This window comes from Paenarthrobacter sp. NyZ202 (genome assembly GCF_049860755.1).
In the GTDB taxonomy this organism is placed as follows: domain Bacteria; phylum Actinomycetota; class Actinomycetes; order Actinomycetales; family Micrococcaceae; genus Arthrobacter.
In genome coordinates, this window is the sequence record NZ_CP187556.1 from 983,931 (window position 1) to 1,005,281 (window position 21,351).

Consider the following 21,351-nt stretch of genomic DNA (forward strand, 5'->3'; position numbering starts at 1 on the left):
CGGCGTCGTCTCGGGGAGGACAGGGAGAATATTCAGGAATCTAGTACCCGTGCTTGAAAGCAACAATCCACGGTTCCCGTGGAAGCCCTCCACGCCACGCTGGGTCACGGACTCAAGGCACCAAGTTGGGCCGGCGTTCACCGAGACGAACAATCCCATGATCAACCCGTATGGGCAGAGCCCACCAGAGCCCAGGCGAGCCAACCGCATACTTTCCCGGATCACGGCGCGCCGAAGGCACTCACACGCTGGGTCGCATTTGTGCGCGTTTTGAGCGCTCAAAACGCGCACAAATGCGACCTAGTTGGGTGCTAGGCGGGGGTGGCGAGGAAGCCTGATGGCAGACTGGGTTGCATGGCTGTTTCCGAAGAGATCACCACGCAACGCTCCTCTGTGGAGGATTGGACCAGGGCCCTGGCAGAGTCCAGCGGCTCACCCGGCGGTGGAGCCGGGACCGGCGTGATGCTCGGCATCGCAGCCTCCTTGACGTCCATGGTTGCGGGGTACTCCGATAATGCCGGGGAAGACCTGCTGGAACGGGCACGCACCTTGCGGGAGACTGCCCTTCGTTTGGCGGACGAGGACGCGGTGGCGTCCAAGGCTTTCGGGGCGGCGTTCCGCCTGGATCCAGGACCGGAGCGTGAGGAGGCCATCCGCCAGGCGTCCGTGGAAGCGGCCAAGGCTTCTGCAGTGCTGGGTGACCACGCCATCGCAGCTATTGGGGACCTGGGCTGGCTGGCAGAGCACGGGAATCCCGCGTTGATTGCCGATGTCGTCGTAGCCTTTGGTGCCCTGAGGGCCGCGATTGCCGGAGCCCGGACCAATGTCAGCTTCGACCTTGCTGCCCTGGCGAAGGGTGGGACCTCGCTGGAGGAAGTACGTGCGGAGCACCCTGGGCTGTGGGAGACGGTGGGCCGGTTGAGTGGGGCGATGGAACAGATCGACGAATTGACCGCCCACGTGGACACCAGAGCAGCCCCGACCGACGCGTTGTGAAGCCTGCGCCGGGTTTACAAAATTTATTGGGGATTCTCCTAACGTCCGATAGTGCGGTGTCGATAACTGTTGCTGAGCAGGGATCGCTCGATGCTTGGCCACGGATTGGCCTTACGAACACCACCAGGTGAGGACTTTGTGCTTGAATCCGTGACTTCCGTCGCCTTGGCCAGCGCCATGGATGCGCTGTCGTTGCGCCAGCGGACCATCGCGAACAACATCGCGAACATCAACACCCCCAACTACACGGCCAAGAGGGTCTCTTTCGAGGACCAGCTCGCGGCCTCCGTGCAGTCCGGGGACGGCAGCGTCAACGCCACGATTTCCCCGTCGGATGAGCCGACCCGCACTGATGGCAACAACGTCAACCTGGACACCGAGACCATGTCCAACATCGATACCGTGCTGCGCTACCAGTTCGCTGCGCGGGCAGTTGCCGGTGAGTTCACGTCCCTTCGCACGGCGTTGAGGACAAACTGATGACTTTTGATGCAATTGGCATTGCGGGCTCGGCGCTGACCGTCCACCGAAAGTGGCTCGATGCTGTGTCCGACAACCTGGCCAACATGAACAACGCTGCCAGTACGGACGGCGAGGTCTTCCGCGCCCGCTACATCGAGGCCGCCGAGGGCAACGACGGCCAGGGCGTTTATGTGAAGAGCACGCCCCTGGGTGACGCCACGGGAAGGATCGTCTACCAGCCGGACCACCCCCTGGCAGATGCGAACGGGAACGTGAAGTACCCGGAGATCGACCTCTCCGAACAAATGGGAACCCTGATCATCGCCCAGCGCGGCTACCAAGCCAACGCCCAGGTGGTTGATCGCGCCCGCGAAACGTACCTGGCAGCGCTCGAGATCGGAAAATCCTGATGTCCTTAGGGCCCATTGAGAGCGTCCAGGGTGTCAGCGGCACAGGGTACGCCGGGACCGCCAAGCCGACCAGCGCCGGGGGTGACTTCGGCACCGCCCTGACTGGCGCCGTCGACGATTTGCAGTCCCTGCAGTCGGCCTCGAAGGAACTGGCCGTGTCTGCTGTGACAGGCAACCTTGACGATATTCACAAAGCAACCCTCGCTGCCACGCGAGCCCAGGTGACGTTCGAACTGGTGGCGGCCGTGCGGAACAAGGGTGTTGACGCATTCAACGAGATCATGAGGATGCAGGCCTGATGCCACCGGCGATTTCACGGTTTTTCCGTAAACTCGGCAGCGGTGTGCAGGCGTTCAGCCCTGCCCAACGAACGCTGGCCATCCTGGGTGTTGCCGTGCTGGCCCTCGGCGGGGTGGCATTGGCTGCGTGGCTGGGGAAGCCCGCCTATTCTCCGCTGTTCTCCGGTTTGAAGGACACGGACGCCAACAGCATCGTGGAGCAGCTCCGCAAGGACAACGTCCCCTACGAGTTGAGCAACGGCGGTTCCACCATCCTCGTCCCCGAGGACAAGGTGTACGACGAGCGCTTGAAGGCCGCAGCTGCCGGCCTGCCGACCGCCGCGGCCACGGGTTATTCGTTGCTGGACAAACTGGGCGTGACGTCGTCGGAGTTCCAGCAGTCAGTGACGTACAAACGGGCCCTTGAAGGGGAGCTCAGCACCACGATCCAGGCCATGGACGGCGTGAAGTCCGCAGCCGTGCAGCTCGCTGTTCCGGAAAAGTCGGTGTTTGTTTCCACCACTCCGGAGGCCACGGCCTCGGTGTTCGTCGAGACCCAGCCGGGTACCACGCTGTCCTCGGACAAGGTCCAGGCGATTGTGCACCTGACCTCCGCCGCCATTGAAAACCTGAAGCCCACCAATGTGTCGGTGGTGGATTCACAGGGCAATGTCCTCTCCACGGTTGGCGGGGGAGCCACGGGGTCCTCGTCCAAGCAGGCAACGGACTATCAGCAGCGCACGTCGGAGGCGGTCCGCACGGTGCTCGACAGCGTGGTTGGCCCGGGCAACTCGACCGTGGCGGTGGCTGCCGATGTCACCGCCGAGTCGGCCCAGCAGCGCAGTGAAACTTTCACTCCTGCTGCCAATACGCCGGCACTGAGTGAGTCCACCAAGACCGAGAACTACACGGGCACAGGCGGCGGTGCTGCCGGTGTCCTGGGGCCGGACAACATCGCGGTCCCGGGAGGAACGGCTGCCAATGGTTCCTACGAATCCAGCGACACCACCAGGAACAACGCGGTCAACAAGGTCACCGAAGACCGGACCATCCCGCAGGGCGCAGTCAAGCGCCAGACCATTTCCGTGGCCATCAACCAGTCCGCCGCCGGGGGAGTCAACGTAGACTCGGTGCGCGCCCTGGTGACATCGGCCGCCGGAATCGACGCCGCACGCGGGGACGTGGTGACCGTGGAAGTCCTTCCGTTCAGCACCGCGGCGGCTGACAAAGCTGCCGAAGCGCTCGGAGCTGCCCAGGCGGACGCCGAAGCGGCCAAGGACGCAGCGCTCATGAACACGCTCATCACGGCCGGAAGCATCATGCTCGCAGCCATTGCCCTGATCGTGACCGTGTTGATCATGCTCAAGCGCCGCCAACGCCGGGAACCCGTGGACCTTGGTGAACGCCCCGACTTCGACGCCCTGCCCGAGGCCATCCCCGCTCCGGCGATCGCAGGTCCGCCCACGACGGCGATCGAACTCACCTCCATCCAACCCGTGGCTCCACTGGAACCCACCCCGGCCCTCCCGCCCCCGGCGGCCGAGGCCCTGGACGGCGACCTCAAGCGTGCCCAAATCGAGGCCATGGTGGCGGACAACCCGGCCCGGACGGCTGAGTACCTCCGAGGACTTATGGATGAAAGGCAGTCGGTGTGAGCCTCCCGGAAGCCTCAGCACTGAGCGGCGTGCAGAAGGTGGCCGTGGTGTTGATGCAGATGAGTCCGGCCAGTGCCGCTGCGGTCATGGCCCAGTTCTCCGAATCCGAGGCGGAGGACATTGCCGCCGAGATCGTCCGTCTTCGCCGCGTTTCCTCCGTGGTTGCGGACCATGTGATCAACGAGTTCCACGGACTGGCCGTCAGCGGCCGCCGCACGGCCCGCGGTGGCCAGGAATTCGCCGTCGGACTCCTGGAAGCGTCCTTCGGCGCCGACAAAGCCGCAGGTTTCATGGACCGCCTCGCCTCCACCATGGCCGGGAAATCCTTCGAGTTCCTGGAAATGATGGACCCCGGGCAAATCCTGGCCTTGATCGACGGCGAGCTGCCGCAGACCATTGCGCTGATCCTCGCCCACCTGCGTCCGGGCAAGGCCTCCGCGGTCATGTCGGGGCTGGGGGACGCCCAACGCATCGAGGTTGCCCGGAGCATCGCGACCATGGGTTCGGCCTCGCCGGAAGCCGTGGGAATCGTGGCCGAAACACTCAAGCTCCGTGCCGGCGCAGTGATGTCCCAGCGGAAGACCAACGAGGTTGTCGGCGGAATCCAGCCCCTGGTGGACATCATCAACCGCTCCGACGTCAACACCGAGCGGTCCGTGCTCGATGGCCTGGGCACGCTCGATCCGGACCTTGCCAGCGAAGTCCGGGCACGGATGCTCACGTTCGTGGACATCGTGAAACTGGAGCCGCGCGATATCCAGCAGATCCTCCGTGGCGTCAGTGCCAACATTCTTGCCGTCGCCATGAAGGGCGCCCCGCCGGTTGTCCTGGACACGATTCGCGCCAACATGTCCGGCCGGAACCTGGAAATCCTGGAATCGGAGATGAACGCTTCCGGTCCCGTCCGTGCCTCGCAGGTTGAGGAAGCCCGGGCTGACATCGTGCGGTCCATCCGCGAACTCGAGGCCGAGGGCGCAATCGTAGTCCGGCGCGGGGATGAGGACGACTTTGTCTACTGAGCCCTACACACGCGTCACGTTTCCGGTCCTGAGCGCCGGGCAACCCGCCGCGGACCGCGGCTTCACCCAGGGCCACGCGGCCGGATACGCCGCCGGAATGCAGGCCGCCGCGGCAGAACAGCGCCGGATGCGGGAACAGCTGCTGGCTGAGCATCGGGACATGCTCGACGCCGGCCGCTCGGCTGTGGCGCATGCCGTCGCCGTTTTGGGGGCCGCAGCTGAGGCGGCGCAGCGTCGGCAGGAGGTTTCCGTGGCCGCGGCAGAGGACGTGCTGGCCGCCGGTGCGCTGGATCTCGCGGAAGCAATCCTCGGCTACGAGCTTGCCGACGGCCACCGGACAGCCCGCGCCGCACTCAACCGTGCCCTCGGGCAGCCTGACGCAACCGTGACCGTGGTTCGCCTGCACCCGGGCGACGTGGCCGCGTTGGAGGCTGCCGGCGTCGTGCTTCCTCCCGGCGTCGAACTCAAAGCCGACGCCGCGCTGAACCCGGGCGACGCGATCGGCGACTATCAACAGGGGTGGATCGACGCACGGCTCGGCGCGGCGCTGGACCGTGCACGCCAGGCGCTGTTGGGAGACCGGGCATGAGGGGCCTGCCTGCGGCATTGGCTGCTGCCGCGCCGCAGAGGGTTGGCACCGTGACTTCTGTGCTGGGCCTGGGCCTGGAGGTTGCCGGGCTGGACTGCGCCGTGGGCGAGCTGGTCACGGTTGGCTCGGGAGCCGGAACGCTCGACGCCGAGGTGGTCGCCTCCGTGCGCGGGGGAGTGCGGTGCATGCCCCTGGGCCGGCTGAGAGGCGTCGCCGCGGGGGCTCCTGCACGGGCTGCCGGGAGCCCTGTGCTGGTTCCCACCGGCGAAGGGTTGTTGGGGCGGGTCCTTGATGCGCTGGGCCGGCCGATCGACGGGAAAGGGCCGCTGTCCGTTGCCAACCGGGTGCCGTCGGACCAGGAGGCACCCAATGCCATGCTCCGTGCCCGCATCGATACGCCCCTGCAGACCGGGGTCCGTGTGCTGGACACGCTCTGTACCCTGGGGCGCGGGCAGCGCATGGGCCTGTTCGCCGGCTCGGGCGTCGGCAAGTCCTCGTTGCTGTCCATGGTGGCCCGTGGAACCGATGCCCAAGTGTCCGTGATTGCGCTGGTGGGCGAGCGCGGACGCGAAGTGCGCGAGTTCCTGGAAGACGATCTGGGTGCGGAAGGGCTCGCCCGGTCCGTGGTGGTGGTTGCGACCTCCGACGAGCCTGCCCTCATGCGCCTTCGCGCCGCGGTCACCGCAACCCGGATCGCGGAGTCGTTCCGTGAAGCCTGGCAGGACGTGGTGCTCATGATGGATTCCCTGACCCGCGTGGCCATGGCCCAGCGGGAGATCGGACTCTCAGCAGGTGAGCCGCCCGCGACACGCGGCTACCCGCCGTCGACCTTTTCCGTCCTGGCGAGGCTCCTGGAACGGGCCGGAACCGCGGAAACCGGCTCCATCACCGGGATCTACACGGTGCTGGTGGACGGCGACGACCACAACGAGCCCATTGCCGACGCCGCCCGCTCGATCCTGGACGGACATGTGGTCCTGGACCGGAAACTCGCGGTCACAGGGCACTTCCCGTCCATCGACGTCCTGGGATCGGTGTCCCGCGTGGCGTCCAAAGTCAACGATCCCGCGCACACCGCGCTCGCCGTCGCGTTGCGCCGGGTCCTCGCCGCACGGCGTTCCGCCCAGGACCTTATCGACGTCGGAGCGTACCGGCACGGCAGCAACCCGCTGGTGGACGCGGCCCTGGACAGCGAGGCTGCCATCAACCAGTTCCTGCGCCAGGGCATGGACACGTCCTCCCTGCTTGGCGAGTCGTGGGCCTGGCTTTCCCGACTCTCCACCCACTTTGCTTTGGAAGGAGCAGCGTGAACCGACAGTTCTCCTTGGCAGGGTTGTTGAGGCTTCGGCAGGCCGAGCAGAAGGCCGCGGAATCAGGGTTGGCTGCGGCGAACTCGCGGTCTTCCTCACTGCGCGAGCGCCGGGCGGAGGCGCGGTCAGCGATTGCAGATTCGGCCGGGACCGTGGTTGATTCCACCTCCCTTATAGGGGTTGCTGCAGCACGTGCCTCCGCGCAGAGCATGCTCGCGGAGCTTGACGCCCTGGCTGCTGCCGCGGATCTCGAGGCTGCCGCTGCGCAGGCTGACTACACTGAGGCGCGCCGCCGGGCTGTTGGACTCGAGAAACTGGAAACCCGGCACGACACGGCCCTGGTTGCTTCAGAGCTCCGGGCAGAACAGGGTGCCCTGGACGAGATCGCCTCCACAGCGTGGCACAGGAAGGCCGGCTCATGAGCATGGTTGAAGCACTGGGCCGGATCCAGAGCATCGAGGCCTCGCTGCAGCAGTTGGCGGAGCGGTCTTCGGCTGCTGCCTCATCAGCTGCGGCGGCTTCGGCGTCTTCAGCGTCCTCGTCGTCCCTGGCGGCATCGGCAGGCGCTGCCCCGTTCGCTGCGGCGCTCAGTTCGGCGATGGGGACTTCCGGCGCCGCCTCCGTCCTGTCCGCCGTGGGAAGTACGACGCCGATCCAGGGCTCCGCTGCCACCGCCACCGGAGGCGGGGGAGCCACGGGCGACGCCGTGGTTGCTGCGGCCAGGAAGTACATCGGGGTGCCCTACGTGTGGGGTGGAACCAACCCGTCCGTGGGCATGGATTGCTCCGGCTTTGTACAGCGCGTGTTCAAGGACCTCGGCGTGGAGCTGCCCCGCGTGGTGAGCGACCAGATGCAGAAAGGCACACCGGTTGCGTCCCTTGCCGAGGCCAAGCCAGGGGATCTCCTGGTCAGCTACGGGGGCGAGCACATCTCCATCTACCTGGGCAACGGCAAGGCCATCGATGCTCCCGTGCCCGGGCAGACCATCCAGATCCGGGATGCCTGGGAGAAGTACTCCAACCTCACGTCCATTCGCAGGATCGTCCCGGCCGGGGGTGCTTGATGCAGGTGGCTTCCTTCTTTGCCGGTGGCGTTCAAGCCGGTTCCGGCGCTCCCGCGGGTCCCGGAGCGGCTGGAGCTTCCGGACCTTTGGATGCTGCGGCGTTCGATGCGATCCTCGGGGCCTTGCTCAGACCGGCATCTGTGGAGGGCGATTCGTCGGTTGGAGTGCCCGCCGGTGAAGTGCCTGGCCGTTTGGACGAATCCTTGCCCGTCAAGGGACTCCTGCCCTGCGATCCACGGGAAGTCATCGACACCGGTGCTGCCACAGCGGCATATGCGGCGGGTCCACTACAGGCCGGGGCCGCACCTGTGTCCGCCCCGGCGACTCCGGCGGTACCTGTCTTCGACCCAACGCAACCGACCGCCCTGGGCCCGGGCATACCGCATGACCTGCAGCCGGGCAGCGAATCGGGTCAGGGTGTTGCTGCAGGGGAGTCCTTGGCAGGAGATCCCGGCGTCGGAATTCCTGGCCGTTTCGATGAGTCCCTGCCCATGAGGCGACTCCTGCCGTCCAGCCCGCAGCAAGGCATCGAACCGGCGCGAGTCTCCGCAGACGTACCCTTGGCTTCAGTCGGGGCAACGCCCGGGGCAACGCCCGGGGGAACGACCGGCGGAACGCCCGCTCGCACAGGCTCAGCCGAAGCCACGCAGGACCAATTCGTGGGGCCACTGCCGGCTGTGCCGCTCGCGCGGCATGACCTGCAGCCGGGCATCGAGTCGGGCCAGGGTATTGCGGCAGGAGATCTCGGCCCCGCAGCAACGCCCGACGTGGACGACTCCCTGCCCGCACGACGACTCCTGCCCGCCGGTGCGCAAGTGTCCGTCGAAGGGGGCAAGACCGGTGCCACCGGAATGCCGGGACTCGGAACAGCCAGTGCCATGCCTGACGGGGCCCAAGGGAGTGCCTTCCCGCAGGAAAGCACGCCTGCCGGCAGGGGAGCCGGATCGCCGCTCGCCGGCTACGCACCCGCAACCACGGACGCAATAGCCGCCGAAGCAACCAAACCGGAAAGCAAAGCCCACAACTTGGTCCCGATGTTCGGCGCGCACCACACCCGGCAGCCCGGCATTGAGCCGGCCGATGCTGCTTCAATCCAGCCAGCCCCCGGCGTCCCCCAGCCAGCCACACCGGGAGTCCCCGCACCCACGCAGGCAGCTCCCGCCGTCGTACTTCATGCCCAACCGCACCCAGGCATGCAGCCGCAACCACCGACCCCGCACCAGCCCCTGACCCACCAGCTCGCCCAACCCCTGTTTACGCTGGCATCGGGCAATCCGGGGGAGCACGTGATGACGCTGCAGGTCTCACCCGAGGAGCTGGGTCCGCTGACGGTGAGGGCACACATCGACAGCACGGGTGTGCGGATCGAGTTGTTCGCCGCCGGGGACGCGGGCCGGGAAGCCGTTCGCCACGTGCTGCCGGAATTGCGCCGCGGCCTGGAGGATTCCGGGGCGAGCCTGAGCCTGTCGTCGCAGAACAGCCCACAGGACGCCCCCAAGGACACGGGAGCGGGCAGCAGGCAGCATGGGCACGCCGGGTACCACGGCACCTTGCGTTCCGGTCCAACAGAGGCAGTGGAAACAGCACCTGACCCGCAACAAGCACAGAGCCCCAACCAACTGGACATCCTCGTCTGATGTGAAGGAGAGAACAGCGTGACCATCGAAGCCATCCCGAGTGCCGTCCAGGCCAACAGCGGCCAAAGCGTGCGCAAGCCCGTCCAGACGATGGACTCCGAGGTCTTCATGAAGCTCCTCGTGACGCAGCTGAGGTACCAGGATCCCAGCGCCCCCATGGACACCAACCAGATGATGAGCCAGTCGGTACAGCTGTCCATGATGGAGAAAATGACCGAACTCACCGCAGGCTCGAAGGAGAGCTTCTCGCTGCAGATGCGCACGGCCGCCGCGCAGATTATCGGCACCACCGTGGAATACGCGCTCGCCGACGGAACCAAAGGATCGGGAAAAGCAACCTCCGTGTCCTTCGCCGACGGGGTTCCGTTGGTCAGCGTCGGCGACAAGAAGGTGCCCTTGGACAGCATTACCGGCATCACCGCCGCCTAAGCACAGACAACACCCAGACCCCCCGAAGAAAGGCAACACCATGCTTCGTTCGCTGTACTCCGGAATTTCCGGCCTCCGCGCCCACCAGACCATGCTCGACGTCACTGGCAACAACATCGCCAACGTCAACACCACCGGCTTCAAGTCCTCGTCCGCGCAGTTCCAGGACACGCTGTCCCAGCTGACCCAGGGTGCTGCCGCGCCGCAGCCGGACGCCGGTGGCTCCAACCCCGCCCAGGTGGGCCTGGGAGTCAGGGTGGCCGGTATCAGCACAAATTTTGGCCAGGGCTCATCGCAGAGCACGGGCCGTGGGACCGACCTGATGATTTCCGGTGAGGGCTTCTTCGTCACCGCGAAGGGAACCCAGCAGTTCTACACGCGTGCGGGCAACTTCCAGCTGGATGCCGCGGGCCGTCTGACCGCGCCCGACGGCGGCATCCTCCAGGGCTGGTCCGCCGCCAACGGCGCGTTGAACGTTGGAGGACTCACGGGGCCGATCACGTTGTCCCCGAACACGACGGCTCCGGCGGTGGCAACTACAACGGCAGCCCTGGGCGGGAACCTGCCGTCCGACGTAGCCGTGGGCACGTCGTTGGAGCGGCAGGTCAAGGTATTTGACGGCAACGGTGCAGAACGTGCCCTCACCCTCACCTTCAGCCGCACGAACACCGGATGGAGCGTGGCGGGCGCCGACGCCAACGGTGCGACGGGTTCGGGCAACCTCACTTTCGCCAACGGTGCACTGACCTCCGGTGGATCCTTGACCGTTGGCGGGATCACCGTGGATCTCGGCGCTGTCACCGGCTTCGCGCAGATGAGCACCCTCACGGTCACAGGCCACAACGGGGCGGAGGCCGGCAAACTTGAGTCGTTCACCCTTGCTGCCGACGGATCCTTGGTGGGTGCCTTCAGCAACGGCAGCACGCAGGTCCTGGCCCGCGTTGCCTTGGCCCGCTTCACCAACGCCGAGGGCCTGGAGAAGGCCGGCGGGTCGTCCTACGTTGCCACGGCCAATTCGGGTGCAGCCCAGCTTGGTGTTCCCGGCGACGCAGGCCTGGGTTCCCTCAGCTCGGGTTCCCTGGAGATGTCCAACGTGGACCTGTCCCAGGAGTTCACCAACCTGATCGTGGCCCAGCGTGGCTTCCAGGCCAACGCCCGCATCATCACCACCTCGGATGAAGTTCTCCAGGAACTGAGCAACCTCAAGCGCTAGATCCTTGGATTCCTGCCCTTGTCCTCTCCGTCAGGGAGGGCAGGGGCAGGTTTCGTTAACAGGCCCTAACGCTGCGCCGCGACCGGCCGATGGTAGGAAGTACACCCACCCCAAGCCAAAGCAGAACAGCACATGATCGTTGTCACCCGCCTCAACGGCACACGTTTCGCCGTCAATCCGGACATTCTGGAGCGCATCCATGAAAGCCCGGACACCCATTTGGTGACGCTCGACGGCGCGGCTTACGTGGTGCGCGAATCGCTGGTTGAGGTGGTGGAACTGATCGCGGAATACCGTGCGGGTGTGCTGCGGCGGGCGCAGGACCTGCCGCGGACCACCGGCTACCCGCTCAGCCTGGTGCCACCGGCGTCCACGGAACCGGAAAACCCGACCACTCCCCGAAACGGAAGGTAGCCCTGTGACAATCATCGGCCTGCTGCTCGCCTTTGCCTCTGTGGTGGTCATGGTCACCCTGGAACATGCCAACCTGATGTCCCTGCTCCTCCCTGCGCCCATGGTGTTGGTGTTCGGCGCAACCATTGCCGTGGGGCTGGCCGGGAACACCCTCCCCGATGTCATCCAGTCGTTCAAGCAGGTCCCCAAGGTCTTCGTGGGCAAGCCCGCCAAGGCCGGTGCGAGCATCGATGAGCTGGTCCGCCTCGCGGAAAAGGCCCGCAGCGATGGACTCCTGTCCCTGGAGGAGGAAGCCAACAGTGCCAAGGATCCGTTCCTGGCGCGCTCGCTCCAGAACATTGCGGACGGAACCGACGCCGAGGAACTCCGGCTCCTCATGGAGGACGAGATCGACACCCGCATGCGCGCGGACCATGTGGCCTCCAAGTTCTTCGCGGCCTTGGGCGGGTATGCACCAACCATCGGCATTATCGGAACCGTGGTCTCGCTGACGCATGTGCTCGAAAACCTCTCCTCGCCGGACCATCTTGGACCGATGATCGCGGCAGCCTTCGTTGCCACCCTGTGGGGCCTCCTGTCTGCCAACTTCATCTGGCTCCCGATCAGTTCCAAGCTCAAGCGCCTGTCCGAGCTTGAGGTGGAGCGGATGAACCTCCTCATGGAAGGCCTCCTCGCGGTACAAAACGGCACCCAGCCGCTGCTGCTCGCCGAGCGCCTGCGCGCCATGGTTCCGGCCGACCCCAAGGGCAAGGCCAATGACGCGAACAACAAAACCAACGACGGCGGCAAGACCGGCAAGCTGACAGCGTCCAGGGCCGCATGAGGTCGCGCAGGAAACGTGGGGCGCAACCCGAAGAGCACCACGTCGACGAACGCTGGATGGCCTCCTACATGGACATGGTCACGGTGCTCATGTGCATGTTCATCGTGCTCTTTGCCATGTCGTCGGTGGACCAGATCAAGTTCGAGAAGCTCCGCAATTCCCTGGCCACGGGTTTCGGTACGGAGATCAGCCAGAAAGTGGATACCGCCAGTGGCGTGGTGGTTCCCGGCGAACTGACTACCGCCAACGGAGAGGGTTTCTCGCCGCTGGACCTTGCGACCCAGGAAGTCACCAAGCTCACCGCCCTCCAAGGGACCATGCAGGCCCAGCTTCAGTCGCAGGGGCTGGATAAGAACGTGGAGTTCGTAGTGGGGGAGCGCGGACTCACGGTCAAGCTCGTTGGCTCGCAGACGTTCTTCCAACCGGACATGCCGGACCTGACACCCAAAGCCCTCCAGATCCTGAAGGCCATTGCACCTACCGTGGTGGGTTCCGGCTTGGAAGTGATGATTGAGGGCCACGCAGCCAAGGGCTATACCGCCTATGCCTCCACCTGGGAACTTTCAGCGGCGAGGTCGGTGAATGTTCTGCGATATTTCGTGGACCAGTCCGGCATGCCACCGGGCAGGATAGGGGCGGTGGCTTTCGGTGCAGCCAGGCAGGTCACGGACGACTCCACGGAAGAGCTCATGGAGCTCAATCGTCGCGTTGACATTGTGCTCGTCTCCGACCGTCCGGAGGACATCCGTGCATTGATTCCCAACGCACTGGAAGAACAGACCAAGGATTCAGCCGCGGCGGCAAAGGCCAAGTAGCCGCCCGTCTAAAACCGGCAGAAAAATCGCCTTACGTCCGCAACTTAAGGGCCGATAGTGCCGTCCGTGGGAGAACAGGAAGATCGCGCGGCGGACCGGCAGCGCACTGTGGACGTCTATGACTTCCGCAGGCCCACCACCTTGCCACGCCAGCACAGCCGTGTCCTGGAAGTCGCGTTCGAGACGTTCGCCCGCCAGTGGGGAACCCAGCTCACGGCCAAGGTCCGGCTCAAGTCCACGGCGACCCTGGAACACCTCAGCATGCAGAGCTACGACGAGTACTCTGCTTCGTTGCCCTCGGTCACGTCCATGGTGTTGTGCCGGATCGAGGACACCGATTCCCGGCTCGTCATCCAGTTCCCGGCAACCGCGGCGTTGACCTGGCTCAGCCGGATGCTGGGTGGTTCCACGGACTCGGCCGTCCCGGAACGCAAGTTCACGCAGATCGAGTACGCCCTTCTCAGCCGCATAGTGGAGGAAGTCCTTGAGGACCTGAAGTACTCCCTCGGCAACCTCTTGACGCAGTCCGTGACCATGGATGGCATCCAGTACAACTCCCAGTTCGCCCAGGCTGCCGCGCCGTCCGAGCTGATGATCGTTGCCGGATTCAGCGTGAACGTGGGCGGGACCCAGTGCACGTCCACGCTGGCTGTTCCGGCAGATGTCCTCCTCTCCAGGCTGGGCGATGTCAATCCCACGGTCCACAGCCTCGACAACGAGGCCCTCGTCCGGGCACAACTCGCCCAGGTGCCGGTGGACGTCGCCATCCAGTTGACCCCCGCGCAGGTGACTCCCGCGCAGATCCTGGCCCTCGCCGTCGGCGATGTCCTGCCGCTGCCGCACCTGGAGAACCGGCCGTTCGACGTCGCCATCAACGGCACCCGCCTGGCCACCGCGGCCGCTGCCCGCCACGGGTCGCGGGCCGCCGCTGTCATTGTCACTACCGAGGAGCACCAGCGATGAGCATTACCTTGACCCTGCAGGAAGCGGCAGCGGAACGACTGGCGCAGCACTTGCCGGCTTCCTCGCTGCTGACCGTGGCGGGCATCGTTCCTGCCGACGTTGCCGCTCCGTATGCGTCACCGGCGGTGACTGCAACATTCGTGGGAGCTTCCACGGCCGATTTTGCGCTCCTGCTCGTGGACAACTCGTTCCTCGCCGCTGCCGGGGGCGCCGTTGCGGGCGCGCAGATTTCTGCCGGCGACGTCCTGCGTCCCGCTCTGGAACAGGCCGCATCAGCGTTCGACGCCGGCGTGCTGGGGGAGTTGCGGGAGGAAGATGCCGCCGGGCTGCTGCAGGACCCGGCCACGGTGGTGTTCGAGCTCAGTGATGGGGGAACGGCATTCGGCTGGTTCGCTGTCCGCGTGCGGGATAACGACGGCGGTTCCTCCCGGGGCGGGCAGGATGACCTGGGTGCCCGCCTGGGCCTCATCAGCAACGTGGAAATGGCGCTGACCGTGGAGATCGGCCGGACCCGGATGTCGGTGCGGGACGCCCTTGCGCTGGAACCGGGCAAGGTGATCGAACTTGACCGATCCGCGGGGGCACCTGCCGATGTCTTGCTCAACGGACGCCTGATTGCCCATGGGGAAGTAGTTGTGGTGGACCAGGACTACGCTGTCCGGATCACCCGCATCCTGGACGGGGCAGAGGGAACGCTGTAGATGGATTCATTCATCCTCGGGCTGCGGGTGGTGGTGGCCCTCGGTGCCGTGCTGGCAGTGATCTGGCTCCTGCAGCGCAGGCTCGGTAAAGGCAAGGGACGGCGTCGTGCCGATTCCACGCTGTCCGTGGTGAGCCGCCAGGCTGTGGGCCAGAAGGCTTCCGTGGTGGTGGTCGATGCCGGGGACAAACGATTCCTGTTGGGCGTGACCGAGCACAATGTCACGGTGCTGCACAGCAGCGATGCTCCGGCAGTGCCCGCGGACCACATCGAACCCGTCCAGCCGAAGGTCATCGGGGAACAAAGCTTCGCCCAGCTTTTCCGGCAGGCGTCCGGGGACCAGGTGCCCCGGACTGAACTGGTGACCGGACAGATTCCCGTGGTCCGCCGGCGGGCCGAACTGCATCGCGGGGCGCCTGCACAGAGCCACCCGCTGCACGGCTCCATCCTTTCCGCCTCCACGTGGCGCCAGGCCTCAGATGCTTTCAGGGGACGCCGCAATTGAGCATTTCCGCTTGCTCCGGTGCCTTGGTCGCCGCCCCGGCAACAGCACCGCCGGAAGCAACAGCACGGCCACGCTCCAGGAACCGGGCGTGGCTTCCGGCGCTGTCGGCCCTCCTGCTCACGGCTGTGTTGTTGTGGCTCGGAACCGCAGCGCACGCAGCACCGATCGACCCCACGCAGCCCACGCCGCCCACCCCGCCAGCGGATCCGGGAACCGGTGGCAACGTCAGCATCGACATCAATGGCCTGGACGGAACGCCGTCGTCGGCGGTCGTCACTCTTATTGGCATCACCCTGTTGTCCGTGGCGCCGGCGCTGCTTTTGATGATGACGTCCTTCACCAAGATCTTCGTGGTCCTGGCCATGACCCGGAACGCTCTGTCCCTTCCTGCGATCCCGCCCAACCAGGTCCTGGCCGGCCTGGCTCTGTTCCTGTCCTTGTTTGTCATGTGGCCGGTTGTCGCCGACATCAACACGGTGGCGGTGCAGCCTTACTTGAATGGCGGCCTGGACTTCAACGGAGCCATGTCCGCGGGCTGGACGCCGCTGCAGCACTTCATGCTGGCCCATACCCGGGAAGAGGACATCGCCCTCATGACCCGCGCGGCGAACATGGAAAATCCGGACAACCCTGAGGCAGTCCCGCTGCAGACGTTGGTTCCGGCCTTCATGATCTCCGAGCTCCGGGCCGCATTCATTATCGGCTTCGTGATCTTCATTCCCTTCCTGGTCATTGACCTCGTGGTCTCGGCAGCCCTGATGTCCATGGGCATGATGATGCTTCCGCCGGTCATGATTTCCTTGCCGTTCAAGATCCTGTTGTTCGTCCTGGTGGACGGTTGGGGCCTGGTGATCACGTCCCTGATCCAGAGCTATTCGAGCAGCTGATGGATACCAACGCAGTCCTGGATATCTGCCTCCAGGCCATGATCGTCGCCGCCAAGCTGGCCGCTCCCACACTGGTCACCGCATTGGTGGTGGGTTTGGCGATTTCCCTCCTGCAGTCCATCACGCAGTTGCAGGAGGCAACGCTGTCCTTTGTGCCCAAGGCTGTCGCCGTGGCCATCGCCTTGGTGGTCTGCGGGCATTGGATGATCTCGGAAATGGTCACCTTTACCAACGAGCTCTTCACGCGCATCCCCGGGCTGATCGGTGGCGCGTGAGGTGGACATTCCCATCAACCAGTCGTGGATCCAGGTCCTGCTGCTGGCCTCGGTCCGCATGACGGCCTTCCTGGTGGTAGCGCCCCCTTTCGCCCATCACGCCATCCCTGCGCGCATCAAAGCCATGCTCGGCATCGGTCTCGGCCTGGCCGTCTCGCAGCGTCTTTCCGCCGATGCCATCCCCAAGGACACCGCGGGCTTCATCACAGCAGTCGTCCTGGAACTGGTCACTGGCCTGGTTCTTGGTTTCCTGGTGATGGCCGTGTTCGCCGCCATCCAGTCCGCTGGAAGCTTGATCGACCTTTTCAGCGGATTCCAGATGGCCCAGGCCTTCGATCCGCAAATGATGGTCAACGGAGCCCAGTTCACCCGTCTGCTGCAGATGGCTGCCCTTGCGCTGCTCTTCGCCTCCGACGGTTACCAGCTGGTCATAGGCGGCCTCACCGGCAGCTTCAACGCTTTGCCACTCGCCGGCGGCATCGACCTCAGCAAACCCGTGGACGCCATGGTTGGGGCCGTCACCGGCATGTTCATCTCCGCAGTCCAGATTGCGGGTCCCTTGCTGGTGGTCCTGGTGCTGGCCGACGTCGGGCTTGGTCTGCTCACGCGCGTGGCTCCTGCGCTGAATGCCTTCGCGCTCGGCTTCCCGTTGAAAATCCTCATCACGCTGGCCCTGGCAGGGTTCCTCTTCCTGGCACTGCCGCGCCTGGTCGCATCGCTGGCCGAATTGGCCGCCCGAACGGTCCTGGGGGTGGGGTAGTGGCGGATTCGCAGGAGAAAACCGAGCAAGCCACGGACAAACGCATGCGCGAGGTCCGGGAGAAGGGCCAGCTCTCCAGGTCGCAGGACCTGCTGGCCTGGCTCGCCGTGGGAGGCGCCGCGGCAATGCTGCCGGCCACCATCGACCACGCGTCCAACGCCGCAGTGGACCAGCTCTTCACGGTCAAGAGCGTCATGAACGATCCCGAGCCCGGCAAGGCCGTGGCTGCCCTGGAAACGGGACTGGGCTCCCTCGCCGGGATCCTTGGCCCCTTGCTGCTGGCGGTCACTGTGGTGGTCCTGGCCGGTTCGGCACTGCAGGGCGGTATCCGCTTCAAGAAGTTCCGTGCGGAGTTCGAGCACTTCAACCTGCTGGCCGGCTTCAAGCGGATGTTCGGTGCCGAGGCGCTGTGGGGCGGGGTAAAGGCGTTGCTGAAGACCGCCGTCGTGGGTCTTGTCCTGTACACCGTGATCCAGGGCTTGATGCCCGTGCTCCTGACGGCCGGCGGCTTGCCGGTGGCGGGCGTGCTCGCGGCCGCGGCAGGCGGGATCGGGGCCCTCATCCAGTTCGCCGTGGCTGCCGGGCTCATCCTGGCCGCGGCAGACATCTTCGTGGTGATGCGGCGCAACCGGAAGAAGACCCGGATGTCCAGGAAGGAAGTCCAGGACGAGAACAAAAACACCGACGGCGATCCGCTGGTGAAGTCCCAGCGCCGCTCACGGCAGCTCAGCATGAGCCGGAACCGCATGATCGCTGCGATCGGGGAGGCTGATGTGGTCTTGGTGAACCCGACGCACGTGGCAGTTGCTTTGAAATACGACGCCGGCACCTCGGCACCGCGCGTCGTGGCGAAAGGTGCGGGAATCATCGCGGCCCGCATCAGGGAAGAAGCCGAAAGCAAAGGGGTGCCCATGGTCCAGGACATTCCCTTGGCACGGGCTGTCCATGCGGCATGCGAGCTGGGGCAGGAGATTCCCGTGGAACTCTACCGCGCCGTGGCTGCTGTCCTTGCGTTCGTGATGTCGCTCAAGACCCGGGGAGCAGCACGGGGAATCCATCGCATGAAGGAGAGTTTCCAGCCATGAACAACAACAGGTTCGCCCGGCTGTCCGTCCCCGTGGGGATCGTAGGGATCGTGCTGCTCCTGGTGGTGCCGCTGCCGGCGCCGTTGCTCGACTTCCTGATCGTGTGCAATATCCTGCTGGCGTTGCTGATCCTGTTAACCAGCATGTTCGTGAAGAAGCCCCTGGACTTCTCGGTGTTTCCCTCGCTGCTGCTGGTGGCCACCCTCTTCCGCCTGGGGATCAACGTCGCCTCGACCCGACTGGTGCTGGGGCAGGGATTCGCCGGCCAGGTCATCGAGGCCTTTGGCAAGGTCACCGTGGGCGGTTCCCTCATCATCGGTGCCGTGGTGTTCCTCATCCTGGTGGTCATCCAGTTCGTGGTGGTCACCAAGGGTGCCGAGCGTGTGGCCGAAGTCGGGGCGCGCTTCACCCTGGACGCCATGCCGGGCAAGCAGATGGCCATCGACGCCGACCTCAACGCGGGGCTCATCACGGACGCCGAAGCCCGGAAACGCCGCGCCGAGGTCTCCGCCGAGGCCGACTTCTACGGTGCCATGGACGGTGCCTCCAAGTTCGTCAAAGGTGATGCGATCGCGGGCATCATCATTATCATCATCAACTTCGTGGGCGGTATCGCCATTGGTGTGCTCCAGCGTGGCATGGAAGCCGGCGATGCCCTGAACACGTACGGCTTGCTCACCATGGGGGACGGCCTGGTCACCCAGATCCCCGCCCTCCTCATGGCCGTCTCCACCGGCATGATCGTTACCCGGTCCAACGCCGAGGAAGACATGGGGCGGACGGCGTCCTCCCAGCTGATGCAGTCGCCCAACGCGCTGCTGATCGCAGGCCTGGCCGCAGCCAGCATGGCCTTCATCCCCGGCATGCCCATCCTGCCGTTCCTCCTGGTGGGTGCGTTGCTGGTGTTTGCCTCACGCCGGGCGACCGCCCTGCAGAAGTCACGTGCCAGTGCGCAGGAGGCCGAGGACGCCGCTGTGGAAGCTGCGGAAGACCCGAACGAGAGGCTCATGGAAGAGATGCGGATCCACCCCGTGGAGATCCTGCTCGCCCCGGATCTGGTGGATATCGTCTCCGGCGCTTCCGACGACCTCCTGGCCCGGGTGCGCTCCCTCCGCCACAAGATCGCCATGGAACTGGGCCTCGTGGTCCCGCCCGTCCGGACGCGGGACGCCCTGGACCTGCCACCTTCCACCTATGCCATCCGCATCGCCGGCGTCGAGGCTGGAAGGGGAGTGGCGCCGTCGGGCAAGCTCCTGGCCCTCGGCGAATTCCTGGACGCCCTTCCCGGGACCGCAACCGTGGAACCGGTGTTCGGCCTGAGCGGCAAGTGGGTGCCCACGGAGATGCGGCACAGTGCCGAGATGACCGGTGCCACCGTCATTGACCGTGTCTCCGTGCTGGTCACCCACCTGTCGTCAATCATCACGGCCAACGCCGCCCGGCTCCTGACCCGCGAAGACGTCCGCGTCCTCACCGAAGGCGTCCGCAAGCAGAGTCCCTCCGCAGTGGAGGAACTCACGCCCGGGCTGCTCTCCCTGGCCGAAATCCAGCGTGTCCTCGAAGGCCTCCTGGAAGAACAAGTGCCCATCAACGACCTTCCCCGGATTTATGAAGCCCTGGCCCTGCGCGCCAAGGTATCAACCGACCCGGAGGCCCTGATCGAGTCGGCGCGGAACGCCTTGGGGCCTGCACTGGCGGCCAAGTACCTGGACGGAGGGGTGCTCAACGTGGTGATGATCGACCCCCTCCTGGAGCAGTCCATGTTGGAGGACATGCGGCCCGCGGAAGGTGGAGCCCAGATCGTCATGGGGCAAGCCAAACTGGACGGCGTCCTGGCGTCCCTCAAAACCGCAGTGGAGGAAGCCGCGGCGGCGGGCCGCCAAGCGGTGCTGGTGTGCGCGCCTGCCTTGCGCCCCGCCGTGCGTCGCCTGGTGGCGGCCCCCGACGGCGGTGTCCCCGTCCTGTCGTACCGGGAAGTCACCTCTGCCCATTTGCGCATCGAGACCGTGGGGGTGGTGCGCTATGCCGAAGCGCTACATGCTTAAGGGGTCCTCCCTGGAAGCGATCCGGGCCAAGGCGCTGCAGCACTACGGGCCCGGTGCCCGGATTGTGGCTGCCGAAAAAGTCACCAATCCGGGAATCGTGGGACTGTTCGCGGCCAACCGCTTCGAGGCCACGGTGGAAGTCAGCGACAAGCCTGCAGGGCAGGCTGCGGCGGAGGTCCCCGGGGCGCCTGCCATGACGGTCAAGGCTGCGCAGCACCCACGCGACCCCGGTTCTGCCCATGACCTGGACGGCACCGCCATTGCAGCGCTGCTGGAACGGGCCGACGCCGAGGAGCTTCACCTGCACCGGGCCAGGCCCTCCGCCGGCGCTGCGGCTGCCCCCGTGTCGACGGCCTCGCCGGATTTCGCCGGGCTGCTGGAACAACTGGGCAAGGAACTGGAACGGACATCCGCGCCGACGGCCCCGCCCCCGCCGGCCCTGCCCCCGGCGGTGCCGCCGGCCCCGGTGGTGACGCTGCCGCCGTCGAGCGCTGCGTTTGCCGAGGTGCCCGAACTCCTGGCCGGCGACGGCGACCTGGTCCTGCTCCTGGGCCTGGGTGACGACGCCCTGGACGTTGCGCTGCAGATGTCACAGGCCGCAGGCGGCGCCGACGTGAGGACGGCAGGGGAGCTCACCGCGTTCGGCCACCTCCACGTGGACGGACGGCACAGCGCGACGGCGGCACGCGCCCAGGCCGTTCTGACCGGCCATACCGTTGTGGTTGCTTACGGGCTGGGGGTTGCCGGGGATGCGCCCGGCCAGGCGTCACGCATTGCACTGCTGGCGCCCGATCAGGTGTGGGTCGTGGCCGACGCCCGGATGAAGGCAGAGGACACCGCAGGGTGGTCAGGCGCGTTGCGCGCCGGCCTGGCGGGTGAGTCAATCGCCGTCCACGCGCTCGCTGTCATTGGAGCCGCACAGACCGGCACGCCCGAGACCGTCAACGAACTCGGCCTTCCGGTGGGATGGGTCGATGGCAGGCCCGCAGCAGCAGCCACGCTGGGAAAGGTACATTGA

At 65.8% G+C, this 21,351-nt stretch carries 25 protein-coding genes; all 25 read left to right on the forward strand.

The window, feature by feature from the left end; all coding sequences use genetic code 11:
- Positions 1-354: 354 nt before the first annotated feature.
- The 25 genes from ACPFL9_RS04730 to ACPFL9_RS04850 all read left to right on the forward strand — a co-directional run bounded on the left by ACPFL9_RS04730 (position 355) and on the right by ACPFL9_RS04850 (position 21,351).
- A complete protein-coding gene (locus tag ACPFL9_RS04730; RefSeq protein WP_426006120.1) occupies positions 355-996 on the forward strand; it encodes a cyclodeaminase/cyclohydrolase family protein in 642 nt (213 codons plus the stop codon).
- Positions 997-1,134: 138 nt separating this feature from the next.
- Complete coding sequence (locus tag ACPFL9_RS04735; RefSeq protein WP_426006121.1) at positions 1,135-1,476, forward strand: flagellar basal body rod protein FlgB; 342 nt, start codon at positions 1,135-1,137, stop codon at positions 1,474-1,476.
- Positions 1,476-1,868 carry a flagellar basal body rod protein FlgC gene (locus ACPFL9_RS04740; protein ID WP_426006122.1) on the forward strand — a complete coding sequence of 131 codons (393 nt, stop codon included), beginning with the start codon at positions 1,476-1,478 and terminating at the stop codon, positions 1,866-1,868. Before ACPFL9_RS04735 ends, ACPFL9_RS04740 begins: the two co-directional genes overlap by 1 nt.
- Positions 1,868-2,167, forward strand: a complete 300-nt coding sequence (gene fliE, locus ACPFL9_RS04745; RefSeq protein ID WP_426006123.1) for a flagellar hook-basal body complex protein FliE — start codon at positions 1,868-1,870, stop codon at positions 2,165-2,167. The genes ACPFL9_RS04740 and fliE overlap by 1 nt, the downstream gene beginning before the upstream one ends.
- Positions 2,167-3,801, forward strand: coding sequence for a flagellar basal-body MS-ring/collar protein FliF (gene fliF, locus ACPFL9_RS04750; RefSeq protein WP_426006124.1), 1,635 nt, complete (start codon positions 2,167-2,169; stop codon positions 3,799-3,801). Before fliE ends, fliF begins: the two co-directional genes overlap by 1 nt.
- Positions 3,802-3,854: 53 nt before the next feature.
- Positions 3,855-4,820 (forward strand): flagellar motor switch protein FliG, encoded by a 966-nt coding sequence (fliG, locus tag ACPFL9_RS04755; RefSeq protein ID WP_426007488.1) that lies wholly within the window; start codon positions 3,855-3,857, stop codon positions 4,818-4,820.
- Entirely contained in the window at positions 4,810-5,409 is a 600-nt protein-coding gene (locus ACPFL9_RS04760; RefSeq protein WP_426006125.1) for a FliH/SctL family protein, read from the forward strand. Before fliG ends, ACPFL9_RS04760 begins: the two co-directional genes overlap by 11 nt.
- A complete protein-coding gene (locus ACPFL9_RS04765; protein WP_426006126.1) occupies positions 5,406-6,719 on the forward strand; it encodes a FliI/YscN family ATPase in 1,314 nt (437 codons plus the stop codon). The genes ACPFL9_RS04760 and ACPFL9_RS04765 overlap by 4 nt, the downstream gene beginning before the upstream one ends.
- Positions 6,716-7,141 carry a flagellar FliJ family protein gene (locus ACPFL9_RS04770; protein WP_426006127.1) on the forward strand — a complete coding sequence of 142 codons (426 nt, stop codon included), beginning with the start codon at positions 6,716-6,718 and terminating at the stop codon, positions 7,139-7,141. The genes ACPFL9_RS04765 and ACPFL9_RS04770 overlap by 4 nt, the downstream gene beginning before the upstream one ends.
- Entirely contained in the window at positions 7,138-7,782 is a 645-nt protein-coding gene (locus ACPFL9_RS04775) for a C40 family peptidase (protein ID WP_426006128.1), read from the forward strand. Before ACPFL9_RS04770 ends, ACPFL9_RS04775 begins: the two co-directional genes overlap by 4 nt.
- On the forward strand, positions 7,782-9,419 hold the full coding sequence (locus ACPFL9_RS04780) for a flagellar hook-length control protein FliK (RefSeq protein ID WP_426006129.1): 1,638 nt from the start codon (positions 7,782-7,784) through the stop codon (positions 9,417-9,419). The genes ACPFL9_RS04775 and ACPFL9_RS04780 overlap by 1 nt, the downstream gene beginning before the upstream one ends.
- Before the next feature lie 18 nt (positions 9,420-9,437).
- Positions 9,438-9,848, forward strand: a complete 411-nt coding sequence (locus ACPFL9_RS04785; RefSeq protein WP_426006130.1) for a flagellar hook assembly protein FlgD — start codon at positions 9,438-9,440, stop codon at positions 9,846-9,848.
- A 40-nt stretch (positions 9,849-9,888) separates the two neighbouring features.
- The gene (locus ACPFL9_RS04790; protein WP_426006131.1) at positions 9,889-11,061 is read left to right on the forward strand and encodes a flagellar hook protein FlgE; all 1,173 of its coding nucleotides are present in this window, start codon (positions 9,889-9,891) and stop codon (positions 11,059-11,061) included.
- A 132-nt stretch (positions 11,062-11,193) separates the two neighbouring features.
- Positions 11,194-11,475 carry a flagellar FlbD family protein gene (locus tag ACPFL9_RS04795; RefSeq protein ID WP_426006132.1) on the forward strand — a complete coding sequence of 94 codons (282 nt, stop codon included), beginning with the start codon at positions 11,194-11,196 and terminating at the stop codon, positions 11,473-11,475.
- A gap of 49 nt (positions 11,476-11,524) precedes the next feature.
- Positions 11,525-12,298, forward strand: coding sequence for a motility protein A (locus ACPFL9_RS04800; RefSeq protein ID WP_426007489.1), 774 nt, complete (start codon positions 11,525-11,527; stop codon positions 12,296-12,298).
- Entirely contained in the window at positions 12,295-13,113 is an 819-nt protein-coding gene (locus ACPFL9_RS04805) for an OmpA/MotB family protein (protein WP_426006133.1), read from the forward strand. The genes ACPFL9_RS04800 and ACPFL9_RS04805 overlap by 4 nt, the downstream gene beginning before the upstream one ends.
- 66 nt (positions 13,114-13,179) lie before the next feature.
- Entirely contained in the window at positions 13,180-14,076 is an 897-nt protein-coding gene (locus ACPFL9_RS04810) for a flagellar motor switch protein FliM (RefSeq protein WP_426006134.1), read from the forward strand.
- A complete protein-coding gene (fliN, locus tag ACPFL9_RS04815; RefSeq protein WP_426006135.1) occupies positions 14,073-14,777 on the forward strand; it encodes a flagellar motor switch protein FliN in 705 nt (234 codons plus the stop codon). The genes ACPFL9_RS04810 and fliN overlap by 4 nt, the downstream gene beginning before the upstream one ends.
- Positions 14,778-15,281 carry a flagellar biosynthetic protein FliO gene (gene fliO / locus ACPFL9_RS04820; RefSeq protein WP_426006136.1) on the forward strand — a complete coding sequence of 168 codons (504 nt, stop codon included), beginning with the start codon at positions 14,778-14,780 and terminating at the stop codon, positions 15,279-15,281.
- A 101-nt stretch (positions 15,282-15,382) separates the two neighbouring features.
- On the forward strand, positions 15,383-16,168 hold the full coding sequence (gene fliP, locus ACPFL9_RS04825) for a flagellar type III secretion system pore protein FliP (RefSeq protein WP_426007491.1): 786 nt from the start codon (positions 15,383-15,385) through the stop codon (positions 16,166-16,168).
- A complete protein-coding gene (fliQ, locus tag ACPFL9_RS04830) occupies positions 16,168-16,443 on the forward strand; it encodes a flagellar biosynthesis protein FliQ (protein WP_387438055.1) in 276 nt (91 codons plus the stop codon). The genes fliP and fliQ overlap by 1 nt, the downstream gene beginning before the upstream one ends.
- 1 nt (position 16,444) lies before the next feature.
- On the forward strand, positions 16,445-17,203 hold the full coding sequence (locus ACPFL9_RS04835; protein WP_426006137.1) for a flagellar biosynthetic protein FliR: 759 nt from the start codon (positions 16,445-16,447) through the stop codon (positions 17,201-17,203).
- The gene (locus tag ACPFL9_RS04840; protein WP_426006138.1) at positions 17,203-18,288 is read left to right on the forward strand and encodes an EscU/YscU/HrcU family type III secretion system export apparatus switch protein; all 1,086 of its coding nucleotides are present in this window, start codon (positions 17,203-17,205) and stop codon (positions 18,286-18,288) included. Before ACPFL9_RS04835 ends, ACPFL9_RS04840 begins: the two co-directional genes overlap by 1 nt.
- Positions 18,285-20,333 carry a flagellar biosynthesis protein FlhA gene (locus ACPFL9_RS04845; protein ID WP_426006139.1) on the forward strand — a complete coding sequence of 683 codons (2,049 nt, stop codon included), beginning with the start codon at positions 18,285-18,287 and terminating at the stop codon, positions 20,331-20,333. Before ACPFL9_RS04840 ends, ACPFL9_RS04845 begins: the two co-directional genes overlap by 4 nt.
- The gene (locus ACPFL9_RS04850; protein WP_426006140.1) at positions 20,311-21,351 is read left to right on the forward strand and encodes a hypothetical protein; all 1,041 of its coding nucleotides are present in this window, start codon (positions 20,311-20,313) and stop codon (positions 21,349-21,351) included. The genes ACPFL9_RS04845 and ACPFL9_RS04850 overlap by 23 nt, the downstream gene beginning before the upstream one ends.

Excerpts from the sequence above, each read along its gene's own strand:
- ACPFL9_RS04730 (WP_426006120.1), top strand. The coding sequence starts at position 355 with ATGGCTGTTTCCGAAGAGATCACCACGCAACGCTCCTCTGTGGAGGAT.
- ACPFL9_RS04740 (WP_426006122.1), top strand. The coding sequence starts at position 1,476 with ATGACTTTTGATGCAATTGGCATTGCGGGCTCGGCGCTGACCGTCCAC.
- fliE (WP_426006123.1), top strand. The coding sequence starts at position 1,868 with ATGTCCTTAGGGCCCATTGAGAGCGTCCAGGGTGTCAGCGGCACAGGG.
- fliF (WP_426006124.1), top strand. The coding sequence starts at position 2,167 with ATGCCACCGGCGATTTCACGGTTTTTCCGTAAACTCGGCAGCGGTGTG.
- fliG (WP_426007488.1), top strand. The coding sequence starts at position 3,855 with ATGCAGATGAGTCCGGCCAGTGCCGCTGCGGTCATGGCCCAGTTCTCC.
- ACPFL9_RS04765 (WP_426006126.1), top strand. The coding sequence starts at position 5,406 with ATGAGGGGCCTGCCTGCGGCATTGGCTGCTGCCGCGCCGCAGAGGGTT.
- ACPFL9_RS04775 (WP_426006128.1), top strand. The coding sequence starts at position 7,138 with ATGAGCATGGTTGAAGCACTGGGCCGGATCCAGAGCATCGAGGCCTCG.
- ACPFL9_RS04780 (WP_426006129.1), top strand. The coding sequence starts at position 7,782 with ATGCAGGTGGCTTCCTTCTTTGCCGGTGGCGTTCAAGCCGGTTCCGGC.
- ACPFL9_RS04790 (WP_426006131.1), top strand. The coding sequence starts at position 9,889 with ATGCTTCGTTCGCTGTACTCCGGAATTTCCGGCCTCCGCGCCCACCAG.
- ACPFL9_RS04795 (WP_426006132.1), top strand. The coding sequence starts at position 11,194 with ATGATCGTTGTCACCCGCCTCAACGGCACACGTTTCGCCGTCAATCCG.
- ACPFL9_RS04800 (WP_426007489.1), top strand. The coding sequence starts at position 11,525 with ATGGTCACCCTGGAACATGCCAACCTGATGTCCCTGCTCCTCCCTGCG.
- ACPFL9_RS04805 (WP_426006133.1), top strand. The coding sequence starts at position 12,295 with ATGAGGTCGCGCAGGAAACGTGGGGCGCAACCCGAAGAGCACCACGTC.
- fliN (WP_426006135.1), top strand. The coding sequence starts at position 14,073 with ATGAGCATTACCTTGACCCTGCAGGAAGCGGCAGCGGAACGACTGGCG.
- fliO (WP_426006136.1), top strand. The coding sequence starts at position 14,778 with ATGGATTCATTCATCCTCGGGCTGCGGGTGGTGGTGGCCCTCGGTGCC.
- fliQ (WP_387438055.1), top strand. The coding sequence starts at position 16,168 with ATGGATACCAACGCAGTCCTGGATATCTGCCTCCAGGCCATGATCGTC.
- ACPFL9_RS04845 (WP_426006139.1), top strand. The coding sequence starts at position 18,285 with ATGAACAACAACAGGTTCGCCCGGCTGTCCGTCCCCGTGGGGATCGTA.
- ACPFL9_RS04850 (WP_426006140.1), top strand. The coding sequence starts at position 20,311 with ATGCCGAAGCGCTACATGCTTAAGGGGTCCTCCCTGGAAGCGATCCGG.